This window comes from Mucilaginibacter ginkgonis, from assembly GCF_009754905.2.
Classification (GTDB): Bacteria; Bacteroidota; Bacteroidia; order Sphingobacteriales; family Sphingobacteriaceae; genus Mucilaginibacter; species Mucilaginibacter ginkgonis.
The window spans coordinates 2,859,041-2,879,860 of the sequence record NZ_CP066775.1 but is presented as its reverse complement, the minus strand read 5'-3'; the positions used below and the strand labels follow the sequence as shown (position 1 = coordinate 2,879,860).

The 20,820-nt window shown below is 43.7% G+C and carries 19 protein-coding genes and 1 tRNA gene; 8 read left to right on the top strand and 12 right to left on the bottom strand.

Annotation, left to right across the window (positions count from 1 at the left end):
• Positions 1-147 precede the first annotated feature (147 nt).
• The 5 genes from GO620_RS13365 to GO620_RS13345 all read right to left on the bottom strand — a co-directional run bounded on the left by GO620_RS13365 (position 148) and on the right by GO620_RS13345 (position 3,162).
• The gene (locus tag GO620_RS13365) at positions 148-612 is read right to left on the bottom strand and encodes a DUF6428 family protein (protein WP_157526884.1); all 465 of its coding nucleotides are present in this window, start codon (positions 610-612) and stop codon (positions 148-150) included.
• A gap of 39 nt (positions 613-651) precedes the next feature.
• On the bottom strand, positions 652-981 hold the full coding sequence (locus GO620_RS13360) for an ArsR/SmtB family transcription factor (RefSeq protein ID WP_157526885.1): 330 nt from the start codon (positions 979-981) through the stop codon (positions 652-654).
• 65 nt (positions 982-1,046) lie between these two features.
• A complete protein-coding gene (locus tag GO620_RS13355; protein ID WP_198173622.1) occupies positions 1,047-2,183 on the bottom strand; it encodes a sensor histidine kinase in 1,137 nt (378 codons plus the stop codon).
• Positions 2,184-2,271: 88 nt separating this feature from the next.
• Positions 2,272-2,886 (bottom strand): hypothetical protein, encoded by a 615-nt coding sequence (locus GO620_RS13350; RefSeq protein WP_157526887.1) that lies wholly within the window; start codon positions 2,884-2,886, stop codon positions 2,272-2,274.
• Positions 2,887-2,916: 30 nt separating this feature from the next.
• Positions 2,917-3,162, bottom strand: coding sequence for a hypothetical protein (locus GO620_RS13345; RefSeq protein WP_157526888.1), 246 nt, complete (start codon positions 3,160-3,162; stop codon positions 2,917-2,919).
• A 330-nt stretch (positions 3,163-3,492) separates the two neighbouring features.
• Between GO620_RS13345 and GO620_RS13340 the strand changes: the two genes are divergently transcribed.
• From GO620_RS13340 to GO620_RS13315, 6 genes are read left to right on the top strand one after another with little or no spacing between them, the layout of a single operon-like run.
• On the top strand, positions 3,493-4,692 hold the full coding sequence (locus tag GO620_RS13340) for a DUF2252 domain-containing protein (RefSeq protein ID WP_157526889.1): 1,200 nt from the start codon (positions 3,493-3,495) through the stop codon (positions 4,690-4,692).
• Positions 4,685-5,161 carry an inorganic diphosphatase gene (locus GO620_RS13335; RefSeq protein WP_198173623.1) on the top strand — a complete coding sequence of 159 codons (477 nt, stop codon included), beginning with the start codon at positions 4,685-4,687 and terminating at the stop codon, positions 5,159-5,161. The genes GO620_RS13340 and GO620_RS13335 overlap by 8 nt, the downstream gene beginning before the upstream one ends.
• A 44-nt stretch (positions 5,162-5,205) precedes the next feature.
• Positions 5,206-5,763: a YciE/YciF ferroxidase family protein gene (locus GO620_RS13330; RefSeq protein ID WP_157526891.1), complete on the top strand. Its 558-nt coding sequence runs from the start codon at positions 5,206-5,208 to the stop codon at positions 5,761-5,763.
• A 46-nt stretch (positions 5,764-5,809) separates the two neighbouring features.
• The gene (locus GO620_RS13325; RefSeq protein ID WP_157526892.1) at positions 5,810-6,307 is read left to right on the top strand and encodes a CinA family protein; all 498 of its coding nucleotides are present in this window, start codon (positions 5,810-5,812) and stop codon (positions 6,305-6,307) included.
• Entirely contained in the window at positions 6,291-7,079 is a 789-nt protein-coding gene (locus tag GO620_RS13320) for a mechanosensitive ion channel family protein (RefSeq protein WP_157526893.1), read from the top strand. Before GO620_RS13325 ends, GO620_RS13320 begins: the two co-directional genes overlap by 17 nt.
• Before the next feature lie 7 nt (positions 7,080-7,086).
• Complete coding sequence (locus tag GO620_RS13315; RefSeq protein ID WP_157526894.1) at positions 7,087-8,628, top strand: FAD-dependent oxidoreductase; 1,542 nt, start codon at positions 7,087-7,089, stop codon at positions 8,626-8,628.
• Positions 8,629-8,682: 54 nt separating this feature from the next.
• Here GO620_RS13315 and GO620_RS13310 read toward each other — a convergent pair whose 3' ends face one another.
• Both GO620_RS13310 and GO620_RS13305 read right to left on the bottom strand, forming a co-directional pair.
• The gene (locus GO620_RS13310) at positions 8,683-8,976 is read right to left on the bottom strand and encodes a hypothetical protein (protein WP_157526895.1); all 294 of its coding nucleotides are present in this window, start codon (positions 8,974-8,976) and stop codon (positions 8,683-8,685) included.
• 100 nt (positions 8,977-9,076) lie between these two features.
• Positions 9,077-9,577, bottom strand: coding sequence for a DUF892 family protein (locus tag GO620_RS13305; RefSeq protein ID WP_198173624.1), 501 nt, complete (start codon positions 9,575-9,577; stop codon positions 9,077-9,079).
• A gap of 230 nt (positions 9,578-9,807) precedes the next feature.
• Between GO620_RS13305 and GO620_RS13300 the strand changes: the two genes are divergently transcribed.
• Positions 9,808-10,632: a phosphatidylinositol-specific phospholipase C/glycerophosphodiester phosphodiesterase family protein gene (locus tag GO620_RS13300; protein ID WP_157526897.1), complete on the top strand. Its 825-nt coding sequence runs from the start codon at positions 9,808-9,810 to the stop codon at positions 10,630-10,632.
• Between the two features lie 109 nt (positions 10,633-10,741).
• Here the strand turns inward: GO620_RS13300 and GO620_RS13295 are convergent.
• Together GO620_RS13295 and metG are read right to left on the bottom strand one after the other, a co-directional pair.
• Positions 10,742-10,813: transfer RNA gene (locus tag GO620_RS13295), tRNA-Arg, on the bottom strand.
• Between the two features lie 105 nt (positions 10,814-10,918).
• Positions 10,919-12,988, bottom strand: coding sequence for a methionine--tRNA ligase (metG, locus tag GO620_RS13290; RefSeq protein ID WP_157526898.1), 2,070 nt, complete (start codon positions 12,986-12,988; stop codon positions 10,919-10,921).
• A 44-nt stretch (positions 12,989-13,032) separates the two neighbouring features.
• Here metG and GO620_RS13285 point away from each other — a divergent pair, with 44 nt between their 5' ends.
• On the top strand, positions 13,033-13,935 hold the full coding sequence (locus tag GO620_RS13285) for a S66 peptidase family protein (protein WP_157526899.1): 903 nt from the start codon (positions 13,033-13,035) through the stop codon (positions 13,933-13,935).
• Positions 13,936-13,983: 48 nt separating this feature from the next.
• On the opposite strand, the gene GO620_RS13280 is transcribed toward GO620_RS13285, so the two are convergent.
• From GO620_RS13280 to GO620_RS13270, 3 genes are all read right to left on the bottom strand, one after another.
• On the bottom strand, positions 13,984-15,432 hold the full coding sequence (locus GO620_RS13280; RefSeq protein ID WP_157526900.1) for a RagB/SusD family nutrient uptake outer membrane protein: 1,449 nt from the start codon (positions 15,430-15,432) through the stop codon (positions 13,984-13,986).
• Between the two features lie 17 nt (positions 15,433-15,449).
• Entirely contained in the window at positions 15,450-18,647 is a 3,198-nt protein-coding gene (locus GO620_RS13275; RefSeq protein ID WP_157526901.1) for a SusC/RagA family TonB-linked outer membrane protein, read from the bottom strand.
• A gap of 370 nt (positions 18,648-19,017) precedes the next feature.
• Positions 19,018-20,787, bottom strand: a complete 1,770-nt coding sequence (locus GO620_RS13270) for an ABC transporter ATP-binding protein (protein ID WP_157526902.1) — start codon at positions 20,785-20,787, stop codon at positions 19,018-19,020.
• Positions 20,788-20,820: the final 33 nt, after the last annotated feature.

The window sequence follows — 20,820 nt, the reverse complement described above, 5'->3', positions numbered from 1 at the left end:
ATGACGCTGATGGCTATCCACAGAAGATTGATTATAGTAAATCGCGCATCGAAGCCATAAACAATGTTCAGAACAATAATTGCTGTTAATATGAGTGCAAAGCGTTTATGCCTGGTTAAGTAAGATGTCAGTATTTTCATCGTAATCTTAACAACAGCCCCCACCGGGTTGGCAATTTGACGTTGACAAGAGGTTAGACATCACAACATTTGTCTTTTGCGGAACACCACAACTTTCTTTCGCCAAACAAGCTGTGTATTTTGGTATCAGTAAGAAGTCGTGCCCGTCAAAACCAAGATCAAACTTTCCAATCGTATTTTGTTGATATTCCACTTCGATGTCAAGTTCATCGCTGCCTAAAATTTTGTTAGACAGGTCAAGAATGTGAAGGAATTTTTGTGGCGCAAGACGATGGTCATAGTCACCATCTTCCCAAAGTTGAAAGTTTGCTTTCTGCTCTTTGCGCTGCACACCACCACAGTCGACAAAATGTTTATCAATCAATCCAACTTCGGTCACATGAAAGTGCTTTGGCAGATATGTGCCATCGGGTAATTTAAAGTTCACTACACATACTTCTGCCAGGTGTCGCTTGAGTTGCTTTACGTTCATGTTATTATTGTAATATTACGATTAATAGATTAAATTTTTTTAACAGCAGTTTTTAACAGTATTCAAAATCACAAAAAAATCAGAAAACGTTTGTCTTAACTTGTTCCACATGCGTGGTTCAATGCAATAACAAACGCTGGTCCCGTCAACTGTGCCTTGGATGAGGCCAACTGCTTTCAATTCTTTTAAATGTTGGGACACCGTTGCCTGGGCGAGGCCTAATTCTTCTGTAAGATCACCGCAAACACAAGCATTAATTTTAACAAGATGTTGCAGAATTGCTATCCGGGCTGGATGTGCGATGGCTTTCGCCAAACCTGCGATTTCGTTTTGCTTAACCGTAAAAAGTTCCTTTTTAGTACTCCCCATATTTCATCGCAATATTACGATTAAAAATTGTCAACTCTAAAATTATTGTAAGTGAAATGGGAAATTCATTCTAAAGGAAGAGAAAAATAGAAAGTAGAACCCTGGCCCTTTACGCTTTCAACCCAAATTTTGCCGCCGTGCTCTCGGATAATTTCCGCGCTGAGATATAAACCAATACCAAAGCCCGAGATGTTTTTGGTATCCGTATTCTCTACGCGGTAATATCTGTCGAATACATGATTAACATCCTCTGCGGGAATGCCTATGCCTTGATCTTTAACACTCACAATTACATTGCTGCCTTCTTCTGTGCAATTTACTTCTACATTGTGGGCCTTAGGGGAATACTTAACAGCGTTGTTTACCAGATTGGTAATTACAGAGCCTATCTTTTCTTCGTCGGCCACTACCTTGCAAGGTTCGCCACCGGCAAAGATGATCTCATGGCTTGTGGCTGTAAGTTTAATTTCATCAATAATATCCGCTATTAGTCCGCGAATATCAAATGCGGATTTCTCCAATATAATCTTGCCAACCTCTAGCCTCGAAACGTTTAAAAAGCCGTTTATCATGGCCGACATCTTTCTTACTTGCACGGCGGCCTTGCCCATAGCTTGCGCCAAAAAAGGGTCTTCACTATTCTGCAGCTTTTTGTTGGCTACCTGAATAAGCGCGTTGATTGACGTTAATGGCGTTTTCAACTCGTGGCTAACCATACCAATAAAATCGTCTTTCTGTCGCTGTAGCTGTTTGCTTACCTCTAATTCTTTCTGTAATTGCTTGTGAATCTTTTCAAGCTCTGCTTCCAATTGTTTGCGTATAGAAATATCGCGGGCAATTTTAGACGCACCGATAATCTTACCGTTGCTATCAAAAATTGGAGACACCGTTACCGAAATGTGTATTTGTTCGCCTGACTTATTGACGCGGATCGTTTCAAAATGGTCAACCTTTTGGCCGCTCGACACTTTTGAGATGATAAACTCCTCTTCATGCATACGGTCCTTGGGAATGATCAGAGAAATATGGCGGCCAATGGCTTCCTCTTCTGTGTGACCAAATAGCTTTTGTGCAGCTGGGTTCCAGCTTGTTATGATACCGGCAAGGGTTTTACTAACGATAGCATCGTCAGATGAAGATACAATGGAGGAAAGCAGGGCGTGCCGCTCATCACCTGAGGGGGAATGAGGGTCAACAGTCATGTTCATACATTAGGCAATAACGGAAATTTAATTCAATTGCATTTGCACAAACTTTAAATTGGCACAACAATTAGGAGTGGTGTGACTCTTAAATGTCTCCGATAAGGCCGTTAACCAACTTTTTCCATTGGGGCCCGGCTAAGCCAATGCGTGCGCTTAAGGCAACAATTGTGTTACGAATCTTGTCATGCATACCCACACCGTTATTATTTGGCATTTCGTTACGGCCATGTACACCTGCCGTTACCGTACAGCCAATACGCTTTACAATAAACGTACTCGTAGAAACTTCTTTGTAAAAATGTGCAATTTGTGCATCTGTATTATGCGGCTCGGGGATCGGCCTCACGGTAATCGTTACAAATTCCTCATCGCCTTGGGGAGACTCCAGGGTGTCTATTTGCTCTACCATTACCCATTCTAGCCCGTCACCTGCATTTGAGCCCGGTATAGGCAAGTCAATAGCTATTAGGGCGCCTTCAACAACATATCCACCCGTTGGATCACCCTGATTATTAAATAACTGAAACTTTGAAGAGCCCGGGCCCGCATAATTATGCCACTCGTTAACGTTGAATAACCGGGCGACCGATTTTTTGTAAAAATCATGCGCTTCGCTTATATCAGCAAATGTTTTCTGCGCTGTAAAGTCGGTAGCTCTGCCGTCTTCTTGTGGCGGTATCATATCTGATGCAGTCTTCATACAAACTGATGGCTTGCTGTTCCTGCTGGGTTATTGATTTTTTACCCTGCCGGATGGATCAGCGTTCCCGTGGTTATAATTCTTGCCTTTGGTAGAATCCTTTCTGTCTTGCGTAATGGTGGCGGTATCCCTTATTGCTTCGGTCCCCGCGCCAGTAACGCTTGATGTGTCCTTGCTATTGCCAATGCTTTTCTGATTGTCATTCGGGCTGCAAGCGGTAACACACATTATTGACGCTACGATTGCTGTAAATGCCGCTTTGCGATATGATTTCATCTGATGAAGATTATTTGGTTTGTATGTGACGCTCGACGTTTTGAAAGCCACACATTACATACAACCTAAAGTTGTTCAATCTGTTTTTTAATTAATTAAATTATTTAAAACGACAAGGCGAAACCTTTTTTGTAAGAAATGGTTAAAAACTACACTGACTTTTAGACCCTGAAACTCTTTTATCCTACCGGATATGTTCGTGCCGAGCCAATTTCTTAAATGATAGTAGCTGATAAGGTTTTAGTCGGTGCGATGGCTGCATTTAAATATACATATGAAATACACTAGTTGCTGTAGCTGTAGCCGTAGTACATACGGAGGAACTGAATCATGAACGCATTGCAGGAACGCATAAGATCTTTCAATGCAGGGCTATTGCCCGACATGGTGCAGTCAAAATATAAGGCAATGACCGATGACGCCTTTAGATTTTTTAGGGGGACATGCCATCTTTTTTATGAAGATCTGAGCAACGTACAACCCTTGCCGCTATCGCCGCTAAGCTGGATATGTGGCGATTTGCACATAGAGAACTTTGGCAGTTATAAAGGCGATAACAAATTGGTTTATTTCGACCTGAACGATTTTGACGAGGCCGTGTTAGCGCCATGCGGTTATGAAGTGGTGCGTATGGTTACAAGCATTTTCATCGCATTTGACCAGTTGAAGTTCGAGCCCGAAAAAGCTTCGAATATGGCGCAACTATATCTTAAAAGTTATTCGGCAACATTGGCCAGGGGCAAAGCCATCAGCATTGAACCGCGCACGGCGAAAGGGATAGTATGCGATTTTCTAGAATCGGCAGAAAAAACCAGTTATAAGCACTTATTAAAAAAGCGCACAGTAAGTAAAAAGCAGCGCATAATGTTATCGCTCAGAGATGAACGTCATTTTAAACTGGACAAGGAACTGCGCGCCGAATTGAAGGAACACATCAATGAGTGGATACAAACCAGCAGCGACGGGCCTTATAATTACAAAGTTATCGGTTGTGTTTTCAGACTGGCTGGTACGGGCAGCGTTGGCTTAAAACGATACCTGTTCTTGCTTAAAAGCACCAATACAAAAAACCATTACTTGCTGCTGGATATGAAGCAGAGTAGAAGTTCATCCGTGCAGCCTTATCTTACTACTCAGCAACTGGCTTGGCCAACAGAGGCAGAAAGGGTGATAAATATACAGCAACGCATGCAAAGCACGCCCGCATCATTACTCAGCACAACAACTTTTCGTGGCGATTCATATATCATCCAGGAATTACAACCTGTAAAGGACACCATAAAATTTAAACTGCTGGATAATTATCGCGACATGTACCAGGTGATAGATGATATGGCGGCGCTTACAGCATCAGCACAATTGCGTTGTGGCGGTATGCAGGGATCAGGTACCATTGATGACCTGATGGCATTTGGTGCAGATGAGTCATGGCAGGAAGCAGTGCTTGACTACGCCAGAAATTACGCGCTGACTATGAAAGACTATTACGCCGAATTTAAAGCTGGCTATGAAAGGGGGCTTTATGAATAAGACAGTTAATGTGATGATTGAATGTCCCAAAGGGAGCAACTTCAAGCTGGACTTTGAGCCTGAAAGCCACACTTTTCGTTTAAGTAAGGTGCTGCCTGCCGGACTTGTTTTTCCATTCGATTTTGGGATGATACCCAATACGAAAGGGCAGGATGGCGATCCGTTAGACGTGATCGTGGTATCAGAACTCGCCACTTTTCCGGGATGTATTATTGAAGTACGCGTTATAGGTGCGCTGCAAGCCATCCAAACAGAGCGCGACGGCAAGACAATGCGCAACGACCGCTTTATTGGCATTCCGATGGTGTCGCAGCTTTTCTCAGAGATTTTGGACATCAACCAACTGTCCGAAAATATTTTAAATCAGGTAGAACACTTTTTTAAAAACTATAACGATCAGGCTGGCAAGAATTTCGAGGTTATCGCCCGCCTCGGCGCAGAAGAAGCCAACAAGCTGGTTTATCAATAATAGCAACAAAACAAACACTACTATAAACATCAAATTTTAAAATCATGCCTACAAAAACAACGAAGAAAACGGCCGCAGCAGCTGCAAGCCGTTCAGAAGAAGCGGAAAGCGCTTTAAAAGAATTATTTGTCGATGAGTTGAAGGATATCTATTGGGCAGAGAAGCACCTGGCTTCAGCACTGCCTAAGCTGATCAAAGGCGCAACATCAGAAGATTTAAAGCAAACCATCTCTACTCACCTTGAGGAAACAAAAAACCAGGTGACAAGGCTTGAAAGTGTTTTTGAGTCTATTGGCGAAAAAGCAGCCGCTAAAAAATGCCTGGCCATGGAAGGTTTGCTAAAAGAGGCGACCGAACTGTTAGAAGATACAGACAAAGGCACAGAGGTGCGCGATGTAGCTATTATATCTGCGGCGCAAAAATGCGAGCATTATGAAATCGCGTCTTACGGTACTTTACGCACACTGGCCGGCACTTTAGGCTACGCCGAAGCTCAAAGCTTGTTGGACGAAACTTTAGCCGAAGAGAAAAATGCCGACAGCCTGCTTACCCAGGTTGCAGAAAATTATGTAAACGAAGCTGCAGCTTCTGAAACTGAATAGACAGATCATTAAAGCTAAGGCCTTTCGGCCTTAGCTTTTCTATAACATGGCCAACACCCGTATATTAACATGCAGCAAACTGCTTGCAGAAAAGGAACTTACTATAGCATTTGCCGAAAGTGCTACAGCAGGTTGGCTATGCTCTGAATTTGCCCTGGCGCCGGAGTCGGGCAAGGTGCTTAAAGGGGCAATAGTGTGTTACGACGCGCTTTTAAAAGAAACTATTCTTGGGGTACCGAAATCTTTGGTAGACAAATTTACGCCCGAGTCTGAGGAGGTGACCAGGCAAATGGCAGTGGGCTTATCCAAAATTATAGAGGCAGATATTTATTTGGCCGTTACCGGCCTTACAACACCCGGCGGCAGCGAGACTCCCGAAAAACCGGTAGGCAGTATTTTTTTAAATGGTCTTTTCAAAGGTCAGCCTATCGCGTTTAGACATGTCTTTTCGGGAACATGTGAAGAAGTCATCCAACGAACAATTGTTGCAGCCGCAGAATTAATTATTAGTACGATACAAAGAGAAGATGAAGCAGGAATTTAATCTCGCCAAATTTTATGATAACGCTTACGACTGGGTATTGCACTACGGCCCAAGGCTTATCGTTGGCATCCTGGTATTATTTGCAGGTTTGTGGTTGATACGGATGCTTTTAAACTGGTCGCATAATAAAATGCACCGTAAAAATGTCGACCCAACTATAAAACCCTTTTTGCTTGACGTTTTTGGTGTTGCATTACGGCTCATCCTGGTATTAGCTGTTATGCAGATAGTTGGCATACAGATGACGCTTTTCGCGACGTTGGTCGGAACCTTTGGTGTGGCTGTAGGCCTTGCTTTATCAGGTACGCTGCAAAACTTTGCGAGCGGATTATTGATACTCCTGTTAAAGCCTTTCATCGTCGGCGACAATATCATAACCCAGGGGCTGGAGGGAACAGTTACATCCATTCAACTATTTTATACGCTTGTTAAGACTTTTGATAACCGGGATGTGATAGTGCCAAACAGCAAGCTGTCGAACGAGGTGATCATCAATATAAGTCGTGAGGGAAGCCGCAGATTAGACATCCAATTAAAGTTTGGGAAAGACATTCCGTTAGCTCAAGTACGTGATGTGGTGAATAAGGCGATCGACAAATGTGAAAACGTATTGGCCACGCCCGAACGCCGCATTGGTGTAGGCGAAATACAACCTGATGGCTACCTACTCAACGTTAACGTTTGGGTTAACGCTCATGGGTTTCAGGACACCCGTCTGCAGTTGAATGAGAAGCTTTTAGAAGATCTGGAGGCAGCACAGTTTTATAAATAAACCAACCATGAAAAACTTAAAGGAAGAACAAGTGACTCCGCACGACGGGCAACAAACCAGTCCGTGGGATTTGACGCCATTACAAATAAAGGAGCACGCCTTAAATATACAAAGCCAGGTATTTGACGTAATCGTTATCGGCGGCGGGATAACAGGCACCACGACAGCATTGTTATTACAAGAAAGCGGGAAAAAAGTACTTATTGTTGATGCCTACCAGCCCGGCTTTGGTACAACCGGTGGTACAAGTGCGCACATCAATACTTTTGCAGATACCACATATAAAGAGGCAGCAGACGCGTTTGGCAATGATGGGGCAAAGCTTTTTGCTGAGGCGGTAAATGAAGGTTACGACCTCATCAAAAACCTGATAGACAAATACAGTATTGAATGTGACTATGCCGAGAAAACAGGCTATTTGTATGCTGAAGATGACGACCAGGCGAAACAGCTCGAAGATGTTTTCAACGGTATGAATGATGTTGGTGTAGACGCCGGTTACATTGACAAAGTACCTACACCGGTGCCCTATCAAAAAGCTTTGCTAATTCCCGGGCAGGCACAATTTCATCCTGTAAAGTATTTGGACGGGCTGCTCAACGCTTTTCAAAAAGCGGGCGGTGTCTTGCTGAACGGGACCATGGTTGATGGTCTTGAAAAATCTGACAATGGCTTAGTTGTAAAGGCCGGCGAAGTAGAATTTAAGGCAGCGAAAGTAGTTTACGCCACGCACATTCCGCCAAAGATCACATCATACAGCTTTAGATGCGCACCATACCGCAGTTATGTATTGGCTGTTAAACTGAAGAGCAGAACTTACCCTGATGCGCTTATTTATGATCTGCAAGAACCCTATCATTATTTTCGTACACACGAGATTGATGGCGAGCAATTGCTGCTGGTAGGTGGTAATGACCACAAGACGGGGCATGATGACCCGGAAAAAGCATTTGCCGATCTTGAAAAATATACACGTAATTACTACAACGTGTCATCGGTAAAATATAAATGGTCATCACAATATTACATTCCCGCGGATGGGTTGCCGTACATCGGCGAAATGTCTGAAGCGCCCGAAGGAGTGTACTGTGCCACCGGCTATAATGGAAATGGTATGATGCTGGGCAGCATTGCTGCCAGGATCATAAGCGACTTAATTGTTATTGGCGAAAGCAAATACCAGGAAATTTTCAGCCCGGGCAGAATCAAGCCTATTGCAGGTATTACAGATTTCATCAAAGAAAACGCAGATGTGGCGCTTCACTTTATTACAGACAGGTTTAAAATTAAAGACACAGACTCGTTGAAGCGTATTCGCAATGGAAGCGGAAAGGTTGTTGAGTTAGACGGTGAGAAGATAGCTGCTTACCGCGACGATACTGGTACCCTGCACTGTTTGAATCCTGTTTGTACGCATGCAAAATGTATAGTTGACTGGAACGCGGCAGAAAAAAGCTGGGATTGTCCATGTCACGGAGCCCGTTTTGATATTGACGGTAAAGTATTGACAGGACCGGCCGACCGCGACCTGGAAAAGCTGGAGATATAGGTTGAAACAAAAAATCCCGCTCAAAGCGGGATTTTTAATCTTCAAAATTCTTAATTAGGCTGTAGCACTCGGCTCGTCAGCATCCTGGGCATCGTCGTCTAAATCTGCGTCATCAAGATCGGCGTCTTCTACATCGTCATCATCGTCTGCAAAATCTCCGTCGTCGTCAAGCGTTTCATCTTCAGTGTCATCGTCAAGCGCGGTGTCGTCCTCATCAACTAAGTCATCGTCCTGATCAAGGGTATCATCCTCGCCCGGTTCGTTGAGGTTGTTCGTTGTTGAATCATCATCATACGCAGAAGCAAAGTCATTTTGCTCTTCTAACGCCGTTGCATTTAATGTTTCCATGGTTTTGATGTTTTTGTTTGATAAGTCAACACATCAATAGGCGCAATGTTTACCTAAATTTTCTTTTTTAGAAAAATTTTATCACAAGGATATAAAATTATTAATCCCGCAAAAAACGCTGGTTGATGACGGTCATTAATTTACGGTCGTCATTTGCAAGGTCTATATTCTCTTTTAGCAACTGGATGATGTTTTGATTATCCATCTTCTTCGCGATCATCATCAGTATTTTAAAAGAGCTCACTTCAAGGCTTTCCATATTTTGCATATAAAAGAGGATACTCAGATCGCGCATTATCCTATCATCCTTCTGCCTGAAAATTGTTTCATAAAGGTCATTAAGAAGGCCGCTGCTCCCCGAACGGGAAGTAGGCATGTAAGTGGCATTTAAAGCGCGGTAGATCTCCAGCATATTTTCAATTTGTTGCTGTATGTCTTCCAATGTTTCTATGGTGGCATCGCGCAGGTCTATAAAATCTGCATGATCGGCAATGGAGGGTAATTTTGCAGATATATCGAGTTTAGCCCCGTAAATTCGGTTAAGGTGTTCTAAGAAATATTCTTTTAATTGATGATTGTCCAGTTTCTCGGGTGATGGCATCTTACGTAAGTGTCTTAATATGAAGATGTTTGTGTAACACATCAAGTCTTAAAAAGATTTAATTATTATTTGCCTGAATTTATAACAACAAAGTTGCGCGTGCAGCGCTCCGCAACAAGAGCATGGCCCAATTAAACTTTATTCTTAACATAAAAGTGCTTAACACTTTATGATGGCGTAATCATTTAGATACATTGCGGCGGTAATTTCGCGTTAAATAATTACTGACGATGCAGACAGCAAGCCATTGCCCTAAGCACCTAAAATTATTTATCCTGCTTGCCCTGATGATAATCGGCCATGCCGCCCGCCCCCAAACCCCTTCTTTAGTTAATGCTTTCGCCCATAACGATTACTGGCATAAAAGACCATTATATGACGCCCTGGAGAATGGATATACGCACATTGAAGCCGATGTTTATCTGCGCGAAGGAAAATTGGTGGTAGCCCACATACTGCCCTTTTTGCATCGCAACAAAACGTTAGAGAAGCTATACCTCAAACCTTTGGCAGATTGTATAAATGGTAAAAGTACCCAGGCAGCATGCCCATCTTACCCCGTTATGCTAATGATAGACATCAAATCTGATGCTGACGAAACTTATCTGGCCTTGCAAAAGTTGCTGGAGAAATACCGGTCTGTAATATCCGGCTACGAGAACGGACAATTTGTACAGCGTAAGATCACGGTAGTGCTTAGCGGCCATAAGCCATACCGATTATTAAAGTCACAAACAGACAGGCTGGCTTTCATTGACGAAGACCTGATGAAGAGCCGGCAAGACACACTAACCCATAACATTTACCAAACCGCAAGTTGTAAATATTCTAAACTGCTTACATGGGATGGTCGCGGCGATATATCAAAGGCCGAGCGGCAAAAGCTATGTGATTTGGTGGCAGTTGCGCATCGTTTCGGTAAAAAGGTAAGACTTTGGGCATCGCCCGATAAGAAGAATGTATGGCAGGAACTGCTTAGTTGTGGCGTAGATCTAATCAATACTGATAAACTAGTAGCGCTTAAAGACTTCCTTACCTCAGGCCCAATTCAGTAGCTTACCGTTCTTTACGCAGTTTATCGCGGTGCGTGGCACCCCAGTTCGAGAGTGCCAGCAGCACATCGCCAACAAAGAAGCCCTTTCAATATTGAAAGGGCTTCTTATGTGGTCCCGACGAGAATCGAACTCATATCAAAAGTTTAGGAAACTTCTATTCTATCCGTTGAACTACGGGACCTGTTTAATGTGCAAATGTAAGAAAATGTGCGAGTTTGCAGATTTCAAAATGTGCAGATGGTAATCTAACAAGTTAATCCGCTCTTGACACTTTTGTATTTGTTTTTTATTTAATGATTGACCCGGCGACAGTTTGATTCGCTGGTGCCACGAATTCCAGTTTGCCTTCCGGATTTTCTGCCATAAGGATCATACCTTGCGAAAGGATCCCCCGCAGTTCGCGCGGTTCAAGGTTTACCAGGATGCTTACCTGTTTGCCAATTATCTCATCAGGTTCAAAATGTTCTGCAATGCCGGATACCACCGTTCTTGTATCAATACCTGTGTTGATGGTCAGCTTCATCAGCTTCTTGGTTTTCGGAACCAACTCAGCTGTCAATACTGTACCCACGCGTATATCCATGGCCGCGAACTGGTCGTAATTGATATTTTCTTTAGCAGGCTGTATCTCGTGAGTCACTTCGATTTCAGCTAGCGGTTCTGCGATGGCTTGCGCTTTGGCATTTAGCTTATCTATTTGTACTTGGATCACCTCATCGTCTATCTTTTCGAATAATAAAGCAGGCTCACCAAGTTTATGACCGTTAGCAAACTTAAGTTCACTATCAAAGGTGATCATCTCGGCAGGTAGGTTCAACATCATAAGCAATTTGGTCACAGTTTGCGGCAGGAAGGGCTGCAGGCCAGTCGCCAGGTGGCCAATCAACACCACGCAATTATGCAAGGCATCGCGCGTTGTTTCCGGGTCGCTCTTAAATGTTTTCCATGGCTCTTTTTCGGTAAGGTAGCGGTTGCCCAATCGCGCCATTTCTATTACCACTTGCTGTGCCTGGCGGAATTTATACGCTTCGAAACTAACCTCTAACTCGTCGTATAAATTACCCACAGAACTGCTAAGACCTTCATCAGTAAAATCAACGTCGTCATCGGCAGTGATCGTTCCGTCGAAATACTTATGCATAAGCACCATTACACGGTTTACAAAATTACCGAGGATGGCTACCAACTCGTTATTCACACGTGCCTGGTAATCTTTCCAGGTAAATTCACTGTCACTGGTCTCAGGTGCAATAGCTGTCAGATAATAACGCAATTCGTCGGTCTTGCCCGGGAAGTCATTGATGTACTCATGCATCTCGATACTCCAGCCCCTGCTGGTCGACATTTTGTCGCCCTCCAGGTTCATAAATTCATTTGCCGGAACATTTTGCGGTAAGATGTACTCGCCCTGCGCTTTTAACATCACCGGGAACACAATGCAATGGAACACGATATTATCCTTGCCAATAAAGTGTACCAGCTTGGTATCATTACTTTTCCAATAAGGTTCCCAGTCTTTGTTGTTATCAATAGCCCATTGTTTAGTAGCGGATATATAGCCAATTGGCGCATCAAACCACACATATAGTACCTTGCCATCTGCATCTGCCAATGGAACTTTTATGCCCCAGTCCAAATCGCGGGTTACCGCACGCGGGTGCAGGCCGCCATCTATCCAGCTTTTGCACTGGCCATAAACGTTGGTTTTCCAGTCGGAAGCATGGCCGTTCAGTATCCACTCTTTTAAAAAACCTTCATATCTATCCAACGGCAGATACCAGTGTTTAGTAGGTTTTAATACGGGCTTTTCGCCGCTCAATGCAGAGTGTGGGTTGATCAGTTCTTCCGGGCTTAATGATGTGCCGCAGCGTTCGCATTGGTCGCCATAAGCTTTTTCGTTACCACAATTAGGGCACGTGCCGATAATGTAACGGTCGGCAAGGAAAACATTGGCAACAGTATCAAAATATTGGTCAGACACCTTTTCTACAAAATCTCCTTTATCATATAGCTGCTTAAAAAACTCCTGAGCGGTCTCATGGTGCAGTTGTGAACTGGTGCGGTGATAAATGTCAAAAGAGATATCCAGTTTTTCGAAACACCATTTTATCTGCTCGTGATATTTGTCTACAATAGCCTGCGGCGTGGTGTTTTCTTTCATCGCCTGGTTGGCAATGGCGGTGCCATGCTCGTCAGAACCGCAAACAAAAACAATGTCGCGTTTTTTGAGACGCAGGTAGCGGGCATAAATATCTGCAGGGATGTACGCCCCCGCCAGGTGCCCTATGTGTTTTGGGCCGTTAGCGTAGGGTAAAGCGGCCGTAATGGTATATCTTTTATAATTTTGATCTTCCAAAGTGTTAACGCGTTATTTTAACTTGGCAAAGATAATTTATAAAAATGAGCATAAGCCCCCCGTACCTTAAAAAAGGCGACCTGGTTGCCATTATCTGCCCGGCAAAAAAGCCGCAAACACAAATGGATGATGCATTAGCGCTACTAAGATCGTGGGGATTGCGGGTGGTTTTAGGCGATACATTATCGGCCACCTGGCACCAGTTTGCAGGGGATGATGCCTTGCGCACTGCTGATATGCAAAAGTTTATAGATGATACCGAAGTTAAAGCCATTTTTGCGGCGCGCGGTGGCTATGGTACTGTGCGGATCATTGATGAAATAAATTTCGATGTATTAAAAACTAACCCGAAATGGCTTGTTGGTTTTAGTGATATAACCGTGCTGCACTCGCATGTATGGGCTAATTATGGTTTGCAAAGCATCCACGGGCAGATGCCGGTAAATATTCCGGACGCAAGCACTCGATCTTTAGAAAATCTACGAAAGGCATTATTTGGCGAAGAGCTGAGCTATCAATTTAATACCAGGGAGGCCAACCGACCCGGCTCTGCAACAGCTGAAATAATCGGCGGCAACTTGTCGCTATTGGTAAACATTTTGGCGTCGGCTTCTGATTTTGATTATTCCGGCAAAATTCTTTTCCTGGAGGATGTGGGGGAGTATCTGTACTCGATAGACCGAATGCTATACACCCTGAAACGTGCCGGCAAACTCAAACATCTGGCGGGGTTGATTATCGGCGGATTTACAGGATTAAAAGATAATGACATTCCCTTTGGCTTTACAGTTCCGCAAATCGTAATGAACCTGGTGAAGGACTATGACTACCCGGTTGCATTCGATTTCCCGGCCGGTCACGTAGACGATAATAACGCACTTATTCTTGGCCGTGAGGCAACGCTGCAAGTAAATACATCATCAGCAACATTAAAATTTAGCGCATAAAAAAGCCGCCCTGTCGGGGCGGCTTGCTCAATAGGCCATTTTGGGCAATTATCTGCCTATAAGTTTGTTATACAATTGCTCATTACCAGACATTGGCCAGATGTAAGCCGGGTCTGTAGCAGCTACTGCAGGTATACTGGCATTTTTAGATGGGATGGTGAGTTGTAAACGCCATTCATCATTCCAGCGCAAGCCCTCTGCTAAAAACTCTATATTCCTTTCCTGCACTATGGCATTGGCAAATGCGGCAGGTGTAGCAAAACTTGCAGCTGTATACACTGTACTGGCATCAGAGCGACCACGAACCGCATTAAGCAAGGCCAAAGCCTGCGCGTCTATGGTGTTTGTGCTTCTAACGCGTGCTTCTGCTAAGCTTAATAGAACTTCAGGATAGCGTATAACCGGTGCCCAGTCCAGATACGGCGAAGTGCCGGGATATTTAAGTGTGTAGCTTTTGCTGTTTTTAACAGTAATTAAAGCGCGGCGTGCATCGGTAGACTTCCACGTTGCATCTGCTAATACACCGGCGGGGTTTAAATAAAATTCAGATGAACCCAAGCCCGAAAAGTAGTCTGCCAAGGCATTTTGGCTCCCAACAGGCTCTGTAGTAGTAAATGGCATTGAGAGTATAGACTCTGTAGTGGTATAGGGCGCTTTATAAACGTTAGCTACTGCGGTTTGCATAGTATTAGCCACGCCGGTTGTTGCGGTGAAAGGCGCTGTTGCACTTACAATTTTATTGGCTTCTGTTATTACACTTGAATACTGTTGCATTGCAAGGAACACCCTGGTCTTAAACGCAATTGCGGTATTTCTATGCGCGCGTGTGGTGTTGTTGGTGGCATCGCCGTAGGTAAGTGGTAAACCGGCTTCTGCGTCATTTAGGTCTGAAACTACCTGCGCAAACACTTGTGCAACCGTTGACGGGGCCAGATCATAACTTGCAAATACAGAATTGCCTGTTAGGCGTAAGGGCACACCCGGGCTTGCGCCGTTATCCTTAGCGAATGGCGGGCAATACATATTTAAAAGTGCGTAATAAGATGCAGCCCTTACAAACTTTGCTTCTGCAATATAATTTGCAGCCAACGTTGCCCCAACTACTGACGATCCTTTTGCCGCCATGCCCTCTAAAAACAGATTGCAGTTGTTGATAGTAAAATAAGCCTGCGACCAAAGGTTCAGTACTTCAGAGCTTGTACTGTTAACAGTTTGGGTCCATGTTTGATATGCCGTAACAGAGTTAGATGTGTTGTTTAGCCAATTTTCTGCTTTAACGTCATTATAAACTTGTAAACGGCCACCATAAAATTGGCCACTGCGCATATTTGAATAAAGCCCCAGTACCTGGCTAACCACACGTGCCGACGTAGAGAACGGCAGATATTGATCATCCGCTACAACCTGCGTCGCCGATGCGGGGTATAATTTATCTTTTTGGCAAGAGTAACTACTTAGTAACGCTACGCCTATGATGAATAAAAATCTCTTTTTCATTTCTTTTAAATTAAGCATTAGAATTTAAGTGAGAAACCTGCTGTGAATGTTCTGCCATTTGCAGCTGTATTACGGTCTACACCAGGGGTGCTATTAGCTGTTCCGTTTGAACCAACTTCCGGATCAGGTCCCGGATATTTAGTTATCACAAACAGGTTATACGCAGTTGCGTATATTCTTAAGCTTTGCAAACCAATGTGGCTTAACACGGATTTTGGTAAGGTGTAACCCAGATTTACGGTCTTCAACTTTAGGAAGTCGCCTCTATATGTATTAAAATCTGTTGGGAATGACGTACCGTTAGATACGTTATCACCAAAAACAACCTTAGGAAATTTAGCCACTTGTCCGGGTGTTGTCCAATGATCTAAAATGTCTGTGGAGTTGTTCCAGAAACGCTGATCTGTCAAAGTAGCACCTGTGCCATAATACAAGTAAAACCCTAACTGAAATGTGAAGGTGGTACTTAAATCGAAGTTGCCGTATCTAAAGCTGTTGTTAAAGCCTCCGACAAATTTCGGAACAGCATTGCCATAATCTGATGCGTCTGCAGATTGATTAATTGTATTTGGCGTACCGGCAGCAGTCAAGTATGGTGTGCCGTCCAAATTATACCAGTGTTGCGTGCCGGTAAAGGTGTACTCGATCTGCTTGCCGGCAGCATTCAGGAAAATGCGGCGGCCGTTGTTTGGATCAATGCCGGCGGTTTTGATGATGTAAAGGTCGCCAACAGATCCACCTACACGGTTAATGTTTGCTGTTTCTAAGCTCGAAGTTGAATAAGTAAACTGATCTGTTCCGGGAATTAACGCTGTAATGGTGTTTTGATTAAACGCAATGTTGAAGTTAGACGTCCACTTAAATTTGGGAGTGCGAATGATGTCTGCGTTTATATTTACCTCATAACCTTTATTATACATAGAACCGATGTTTACGTAAGGGTTGCTGGCCAAACCCGCAGATGGGGCGGTAGGCACGTTAAAGATCAAACCTGTAATGTCGTTTCTGTACAAGCCAACCTCGGCTGTAACGCGGTCATTAAGGATACCAAAATCTAAACCAACGTCAGTTTTCTGGCTTTTTTCCCACCTTAACAAATTGTTGCCATTTGCATTGGGCCCCAATGTAGGGTTGCCGTTATACAAACCGCTTGAGTAAAAAGTTGTACCAGCAAAATCTGGCAACCCCGCGTTGTTACCAACAGAACCGTAACTGGCTTTCAATTTAAAGCTGCTAAATACTTTATCGGCACCAATTCCTGTCCAGAATTTTTCTTTGGTAACTTCCCAACCGGCACCTACACCCGGAAAGTAGCCATATTTGCTGTTTGACCCAAATGCAGAATACCCATCTTTACGTAAAGTACCTGTCAGGAAGTATTTCTGATCGAAGTTGTAGCTTAAACGGCCAAAGAATGAAACGAGGTAATTCCCAGTATTTTGATTGGTACCTGTACTGCTTTGTACTACGTTGACAAACCCTGATTGGATCTGGTTGAATGAAGGATCTGACAATATGGACCTTTGTAAACCGAACCCATAAACGGTAGTATTTTGCTGCTCATTACCTAATAATAAGCTTACCGCGTGCTTTGCAAAGAACGTCCTGTCGAACTGTATGGTATTGTCCCACACGTAACGCTTGTTTTGCAGGTAATTATCCGTTGCGCTGGCAGAGTTTACCTGCACACCATTACTCACAGAGAAGTTTGAGATAGGGTTAAAAAAGGTATCGTTGTTGCTATACAGATAGTCAACGCCGTATTGCGTTTTAAGAGTAACCCATGGCGCAGGGCTTACCTGTAAGTAAACATTGGCAGCGGTATGGTTTATCTCATTATTGGCCCTGTCCAAGTCTATAGCAGGCTGAGGGTTTGGATAGCTAATAGCGTAACCCGCGTTGTTCATCAAACCAATGCCTGCACCGCTTGGGTTTAAGTTGTAAGTGCCATCATTGTTATAAATACCCAGGTTGGGTGGCAGCAGAACAGCTATACGCCCAAGACCTGCTGTGGCATAGGCCTCGCCGTTTAAAGAGCCAGACGACGTTGCTGCAAGGTTAAGCTGGTTTGCATAGCTTAACTTGGCGCCGATAGTAATGTACTTATTAGCTTTATGATCAACATTAAACAACATGCCTTTGCTTTCGTAATCATTTTTTACAATCACACCTTGCTGCTTAGTATAATTAACAGATCCGTAATAAGTGGTTTTATCGGTACCTCCCGATACGCTGATAGAACTATTATACGAATGGCCTGTACGATAAACCACCTTTGTCCAGTCGGTGTTAATAGGATTGCCGTTGGCATCTGGCGTTAATGTTGTAAAGGCCAAAGCGCCGTTTGCAGCATTTGTATTATACAACCCTGCGTTAACTAAAGCCTCATTTTTAAGATTTACATACTGAAAAGCGTCAAGCACTTTTGGTAACCTGAAAACTTTTGTCATACCGGCCCATGAGTCTACGCTAACGGTTGCAGATCCCTTTTTACCTTTTTTGGTTGTGATCAACACCACACCGTTGGCTCCACGGCTACCATAGATGGCAGTGGCCGAAGCGTCTTTTAAAATAGAAACGTCTTCGATGTCATCAGGATTAATGTTCGCAAGCGCGTTGCCGCCTGATTCGCCACCGCTGAAATCGCCTGTGAAGCTTACCACCCCATCAACAATGATTAATGGCTGCGAGCTTAAAGAAATTGAGTTAGTACCACGAATGTGAAACACCGGTGGGGTGTTCAATACCCCGTTCGGAATTGTGATCTGCACACCCGCAGCTTTACCGGCTAGTGCCTGCTCAAAATTTTGAACGGGCTGCTGTGCAAGTTCAGAGCCTTTTACCTGTGCAATGCTACCCACGTTCTCTCTTTTAGATTGCCTGCCATAACCAACCACCACCACTTCGTTAAGGTCGCTGCTGCTGCCAACCAGTACAACGTTTAATGGTCGGTTGCCTTGTGGTACAATTGTTTGACTGGCAAAACTAATGTAAGTGAAAACTAAAGCATCGCCTTGCGGTACCTTAATAGAGAAGGTACCGTCCACTTTAGTTTGAGTACCGGTTTTGGTACCTTTAACAATTACACTTACTCCCGGAAGCGGTAAGCCATCGTCTTTTCCGGTAACCGTACCGGTTACCGTTCTGGTTTGGGCAAAGGCCACCTGGCCTATCAATAGCAATACCCATAAAACACTAAGTAAAGTTTTTTTCATGCGTAATTAAATTAGTTGAAATCCAATTTAGATTAAGATTTCAATAAAACAAAACCTAATACGATGAAAATATGATAATTAATGGGAGTTTAAGATAAAAATGTATTAAATTATTTAAGAAATTGGTAAAAAACTCCGACGTCAAGCTAAAAACATTAAATATGGAGCTTAAAATATGCTCTGAATTTTTAAATAATGAAATAATTACGAAAATCGCGATTGAAAAGGTAAATATTTAATCAATACCTACTTTTAAGTATGAATTTATCTAGTGGAAATGAACTTTCGTAAAACTTTGTGTGTCAATAAGTAGCGCTACCTTCATCTTTTTAAATGTCTAATACACAACTAAATGAAGAAACGGCAAATGTTATAGAACATTTGCCGTTTCTTCCAATGTATATTTTTCACCGATCTGCTGTCGCCACATGGCGTAGTACAAGCCTTTTTGCAGGAGTAGTTCGTGGTGCTTGCCCGATTCTACGATATGCCCTTTCTCCAGAACGTGGATGGTATCGGCATGCATGATGGTAGATAGCCGGTGTGCTATAAGTATCGTTATATGATCCTGCTTTTCTGAAACATCGCGGATAGTTTGCGTGATCTCTTCTTCAGTGAGTGAGTCCAGCGCCGAGGTTGCTTCATCAAACACCAAAATATCCGGCCTGCGCAATAATGCACGTGCTATGGATAAACGCTGCTTTTCTCCGCCGGAAACCTTTACGCCGCCTTCTCCGATCACGCTGTCAAGGCCTTTATCTGCCCTGGCCAACAAACTTTGACAGGCGGCACGGTGCAGTACGTTCATACACTCATCGTCCGTCGCATCCGGGCGCACGAATTTCAAATTTTCTCTAATGGTGCCCGAAAATAGTTGTGTGTCCTGCGTTACAAAACCAACGCGTTCGCGCAACTGGTCAAGGTCGATCTCGTTACTTGGCACATCGTTGTAAAGAATGTCGCCTTCAAGCGGTTGGTATAAGCCAACCAATAGTTTTACCAGCGTAGTTTTACCCGAGCCTGACGGCCCAACAAAGGCGATGGTGTCACCTGTATTGGTTTCAAAACTGATATGATTAAGCGCGTTACGGTTCGCGGTAAGGTGTTTAAATGTTACCTTTTCAAAAGCAAGTTTCTTTAGCTTCTCGATCAAGACCGGTTTTGCGGGCTTCTTATCTATCGGTATACTTAGTATACGCTGGAAGTTGCCAAGCGACACCTCAGCTTCGCGCCAGGTAAGAATCACGTTTCCTAATTCCTGTAGAGGATTGAATAAGAAGAAAGAGTAGAACAAGAAGCTAAAATATTGTCCAGGCGATATGGTAGTATTAAAGATCAGTATCAACAACACCACAACCATAGTGCTGCGAACAAAGTTAACCGTGGTCCCCTGCACAAAGCTCATGCTGCGCACATACTTTACTTTTTTAAGCTCCAGGTCAAGGATCTTGTAGGTAGTATTATTTAACCGTTCTATTTCCTGGTTCACCAGCCCAAGGCTTTTCACTAATTCAATATTACGCAACGACTCGGTAGTTGAGCCTGCCAGCGCTGTAGTTTCACCAACAATTTTTCTTTGGATGGTTTTGATCTTCCGGCTTAAGGCCATGCTGACAAAAGTGATAACTGGAATGGCCGCGAAATAAACCAACGTTACCTTATAACTTACGCTTACCGAATAGACTATAACGAAGATCATCCCGATGAAACTGATGAATAACACACTGATAAAGGAGGTGATGAACTTTTCACAATCAAGACGGACCTTTTGCAGTATGCCCAGGGTTTCACCGCTCCGCTGGTCTTCAAATACCTGAAAAGGCAGCTCAAGGGAATGCTTCAGGCCATCGGCATACATTTTAGCGCCAACTTTCTGTACGATAATGTTGGTGTAATAATCCTGCAGGTTTTTGGCGATGCGCGATACCATTGCCGCGCCAACAGCCAGGCCCACCAAGCCCACAGCACCCCATACAAATTGGTTGTATTGTAAAGTGGTGCGTTTTTCAATAAAGTTGTCGACAATACGGCCGGTGATGTAAGGGTCTAAGAGCGAGAAACCCATGTTAACGCCTGCCAACACAAGGGCAAGCACTACAACCCATTTATAGTTTGATAAGTAGTTTAAGAGTACCTTCATAAGTTTTGCAAAAATAAAAAAGGGAATGGCGCA

Coding starts and splice junctions, on each gene's coding strand:
- GO620_RS13330 (WP_157526891.1), top strand. CDS start 5,206: ATGCCTACAAAAACAACGAAGAAAACGGCCGCAGCAGCTGCAAGCCGT.
- GO620_RS13325 (WP_157526892.1), top strand. CDS start 5,810: ATGGCCAACACCCGTATATTAACATGCAGCAAACTGCTTGCAGAAAAG.
- GO620_RS13320 (WP_157526893.1), top strand. CDS start 6,291: ATGAAGCAGGAATTTAATCTCGCCAAATTTTATGATAACGCTTACGAC.
- GO620_RS13270 (WP_157526902.1), bottom strand. CDS start 20,787: ATGAAGGTACTCTTAAACTACTTATCAAACTATAAATGGGTTGTAGTG.
- GO620_RS13280 (WP_157526900.1), bottom strand. CDS start 15,432: ATGAAAAAGAGATTTTTATTCATCATAGGCGTAGCGTTACTAAGTAGT.
- GO620_RS13275 (WP_157526901.1), bottom strand. CDS start 18,647: ATGAAAAAAACTTTACTTAGTGTTTTATGGGTATTGCTATTGATAGGC.
- GO620_RS13310 (WP_157526895.1), bottom strand. CDS start 8,976: ATGGAAACATTAAATGCAACGGCGTTAGAAGAGCAAAATGACTTTGCT.
- GO620_RS13335 (WP_198173623.1), top strand. CDS start 4,685: ATGAATAAGACAGTTAATGTGATGATTGAATGTCCCAAAGGGAGCAAC.
- GO620_RS13315 (WP_157526894.1), top strand. CDS start 7,087: ATGAAAAACTTAAAGGAAGAACAAGTGACTCCGCACGACGGGCAACAA.
- GO620_RS13345 (WP_157526888.1), bottom strand. CDS start 3,162: ATGAAATCATATCGCAAAGCGGCATTTACAGCAATCGTAGCGTCAATA.
- GO620_RS13340 (WP_157526889.1), top strand. CDS start 3,493: ATGAACGCATTGCAGGAACGCATAAGATCTTTCAATGCAGGGCTATTG.
- GO620_RS13350 (WP_157526887.1), bottom strand. CDS start 2,886: ATGAAGACTGCATCAGATATGATACCGCCACAAGAAGACGGCAGAGCT.
- GO620_RS13365 (WP_157526884.1), bottom strand. CDS start 612: ATGAACGTAAAGCAACTCAAGCGACACCTGGCAGAAGTATGTGTAGTG.
- GO620_RS13360 (WP_157526885.1), bottom strand. CDS start 981: ATGGGGAGTACTAAAAAGGAACTTTTTACGGTTAAGCAAAACGAAATC.
- GO620_RS13355 (WP_198173622.1), bottom strand. CDS start 2,183: ATGACTGTTGACCCTCATTCCCCCTCAGGTGATGAGCGGCACGCCCTG.
- GO620_RS13285 (WP_157526899.1), top strand. CDS start 13,033: ATGAGCATAAGCCCCCCGTACCTTAAAAAAGGCGACCTGGTTGCCATT.
- GO620_RS13305 (WP_198173624.1), bottom strand. CDS start 9,577: ATGCCATCACCCGAGAAACTGGACAATCATCAATTAAAAGAATATTTC.
- GO620_RS13300 (WP_157526897.1), top strand. CDS start 9,808: ATGCAGACAGCAAGCCATTGCCCTAAGCACCTAAAATTATTTATCCTG.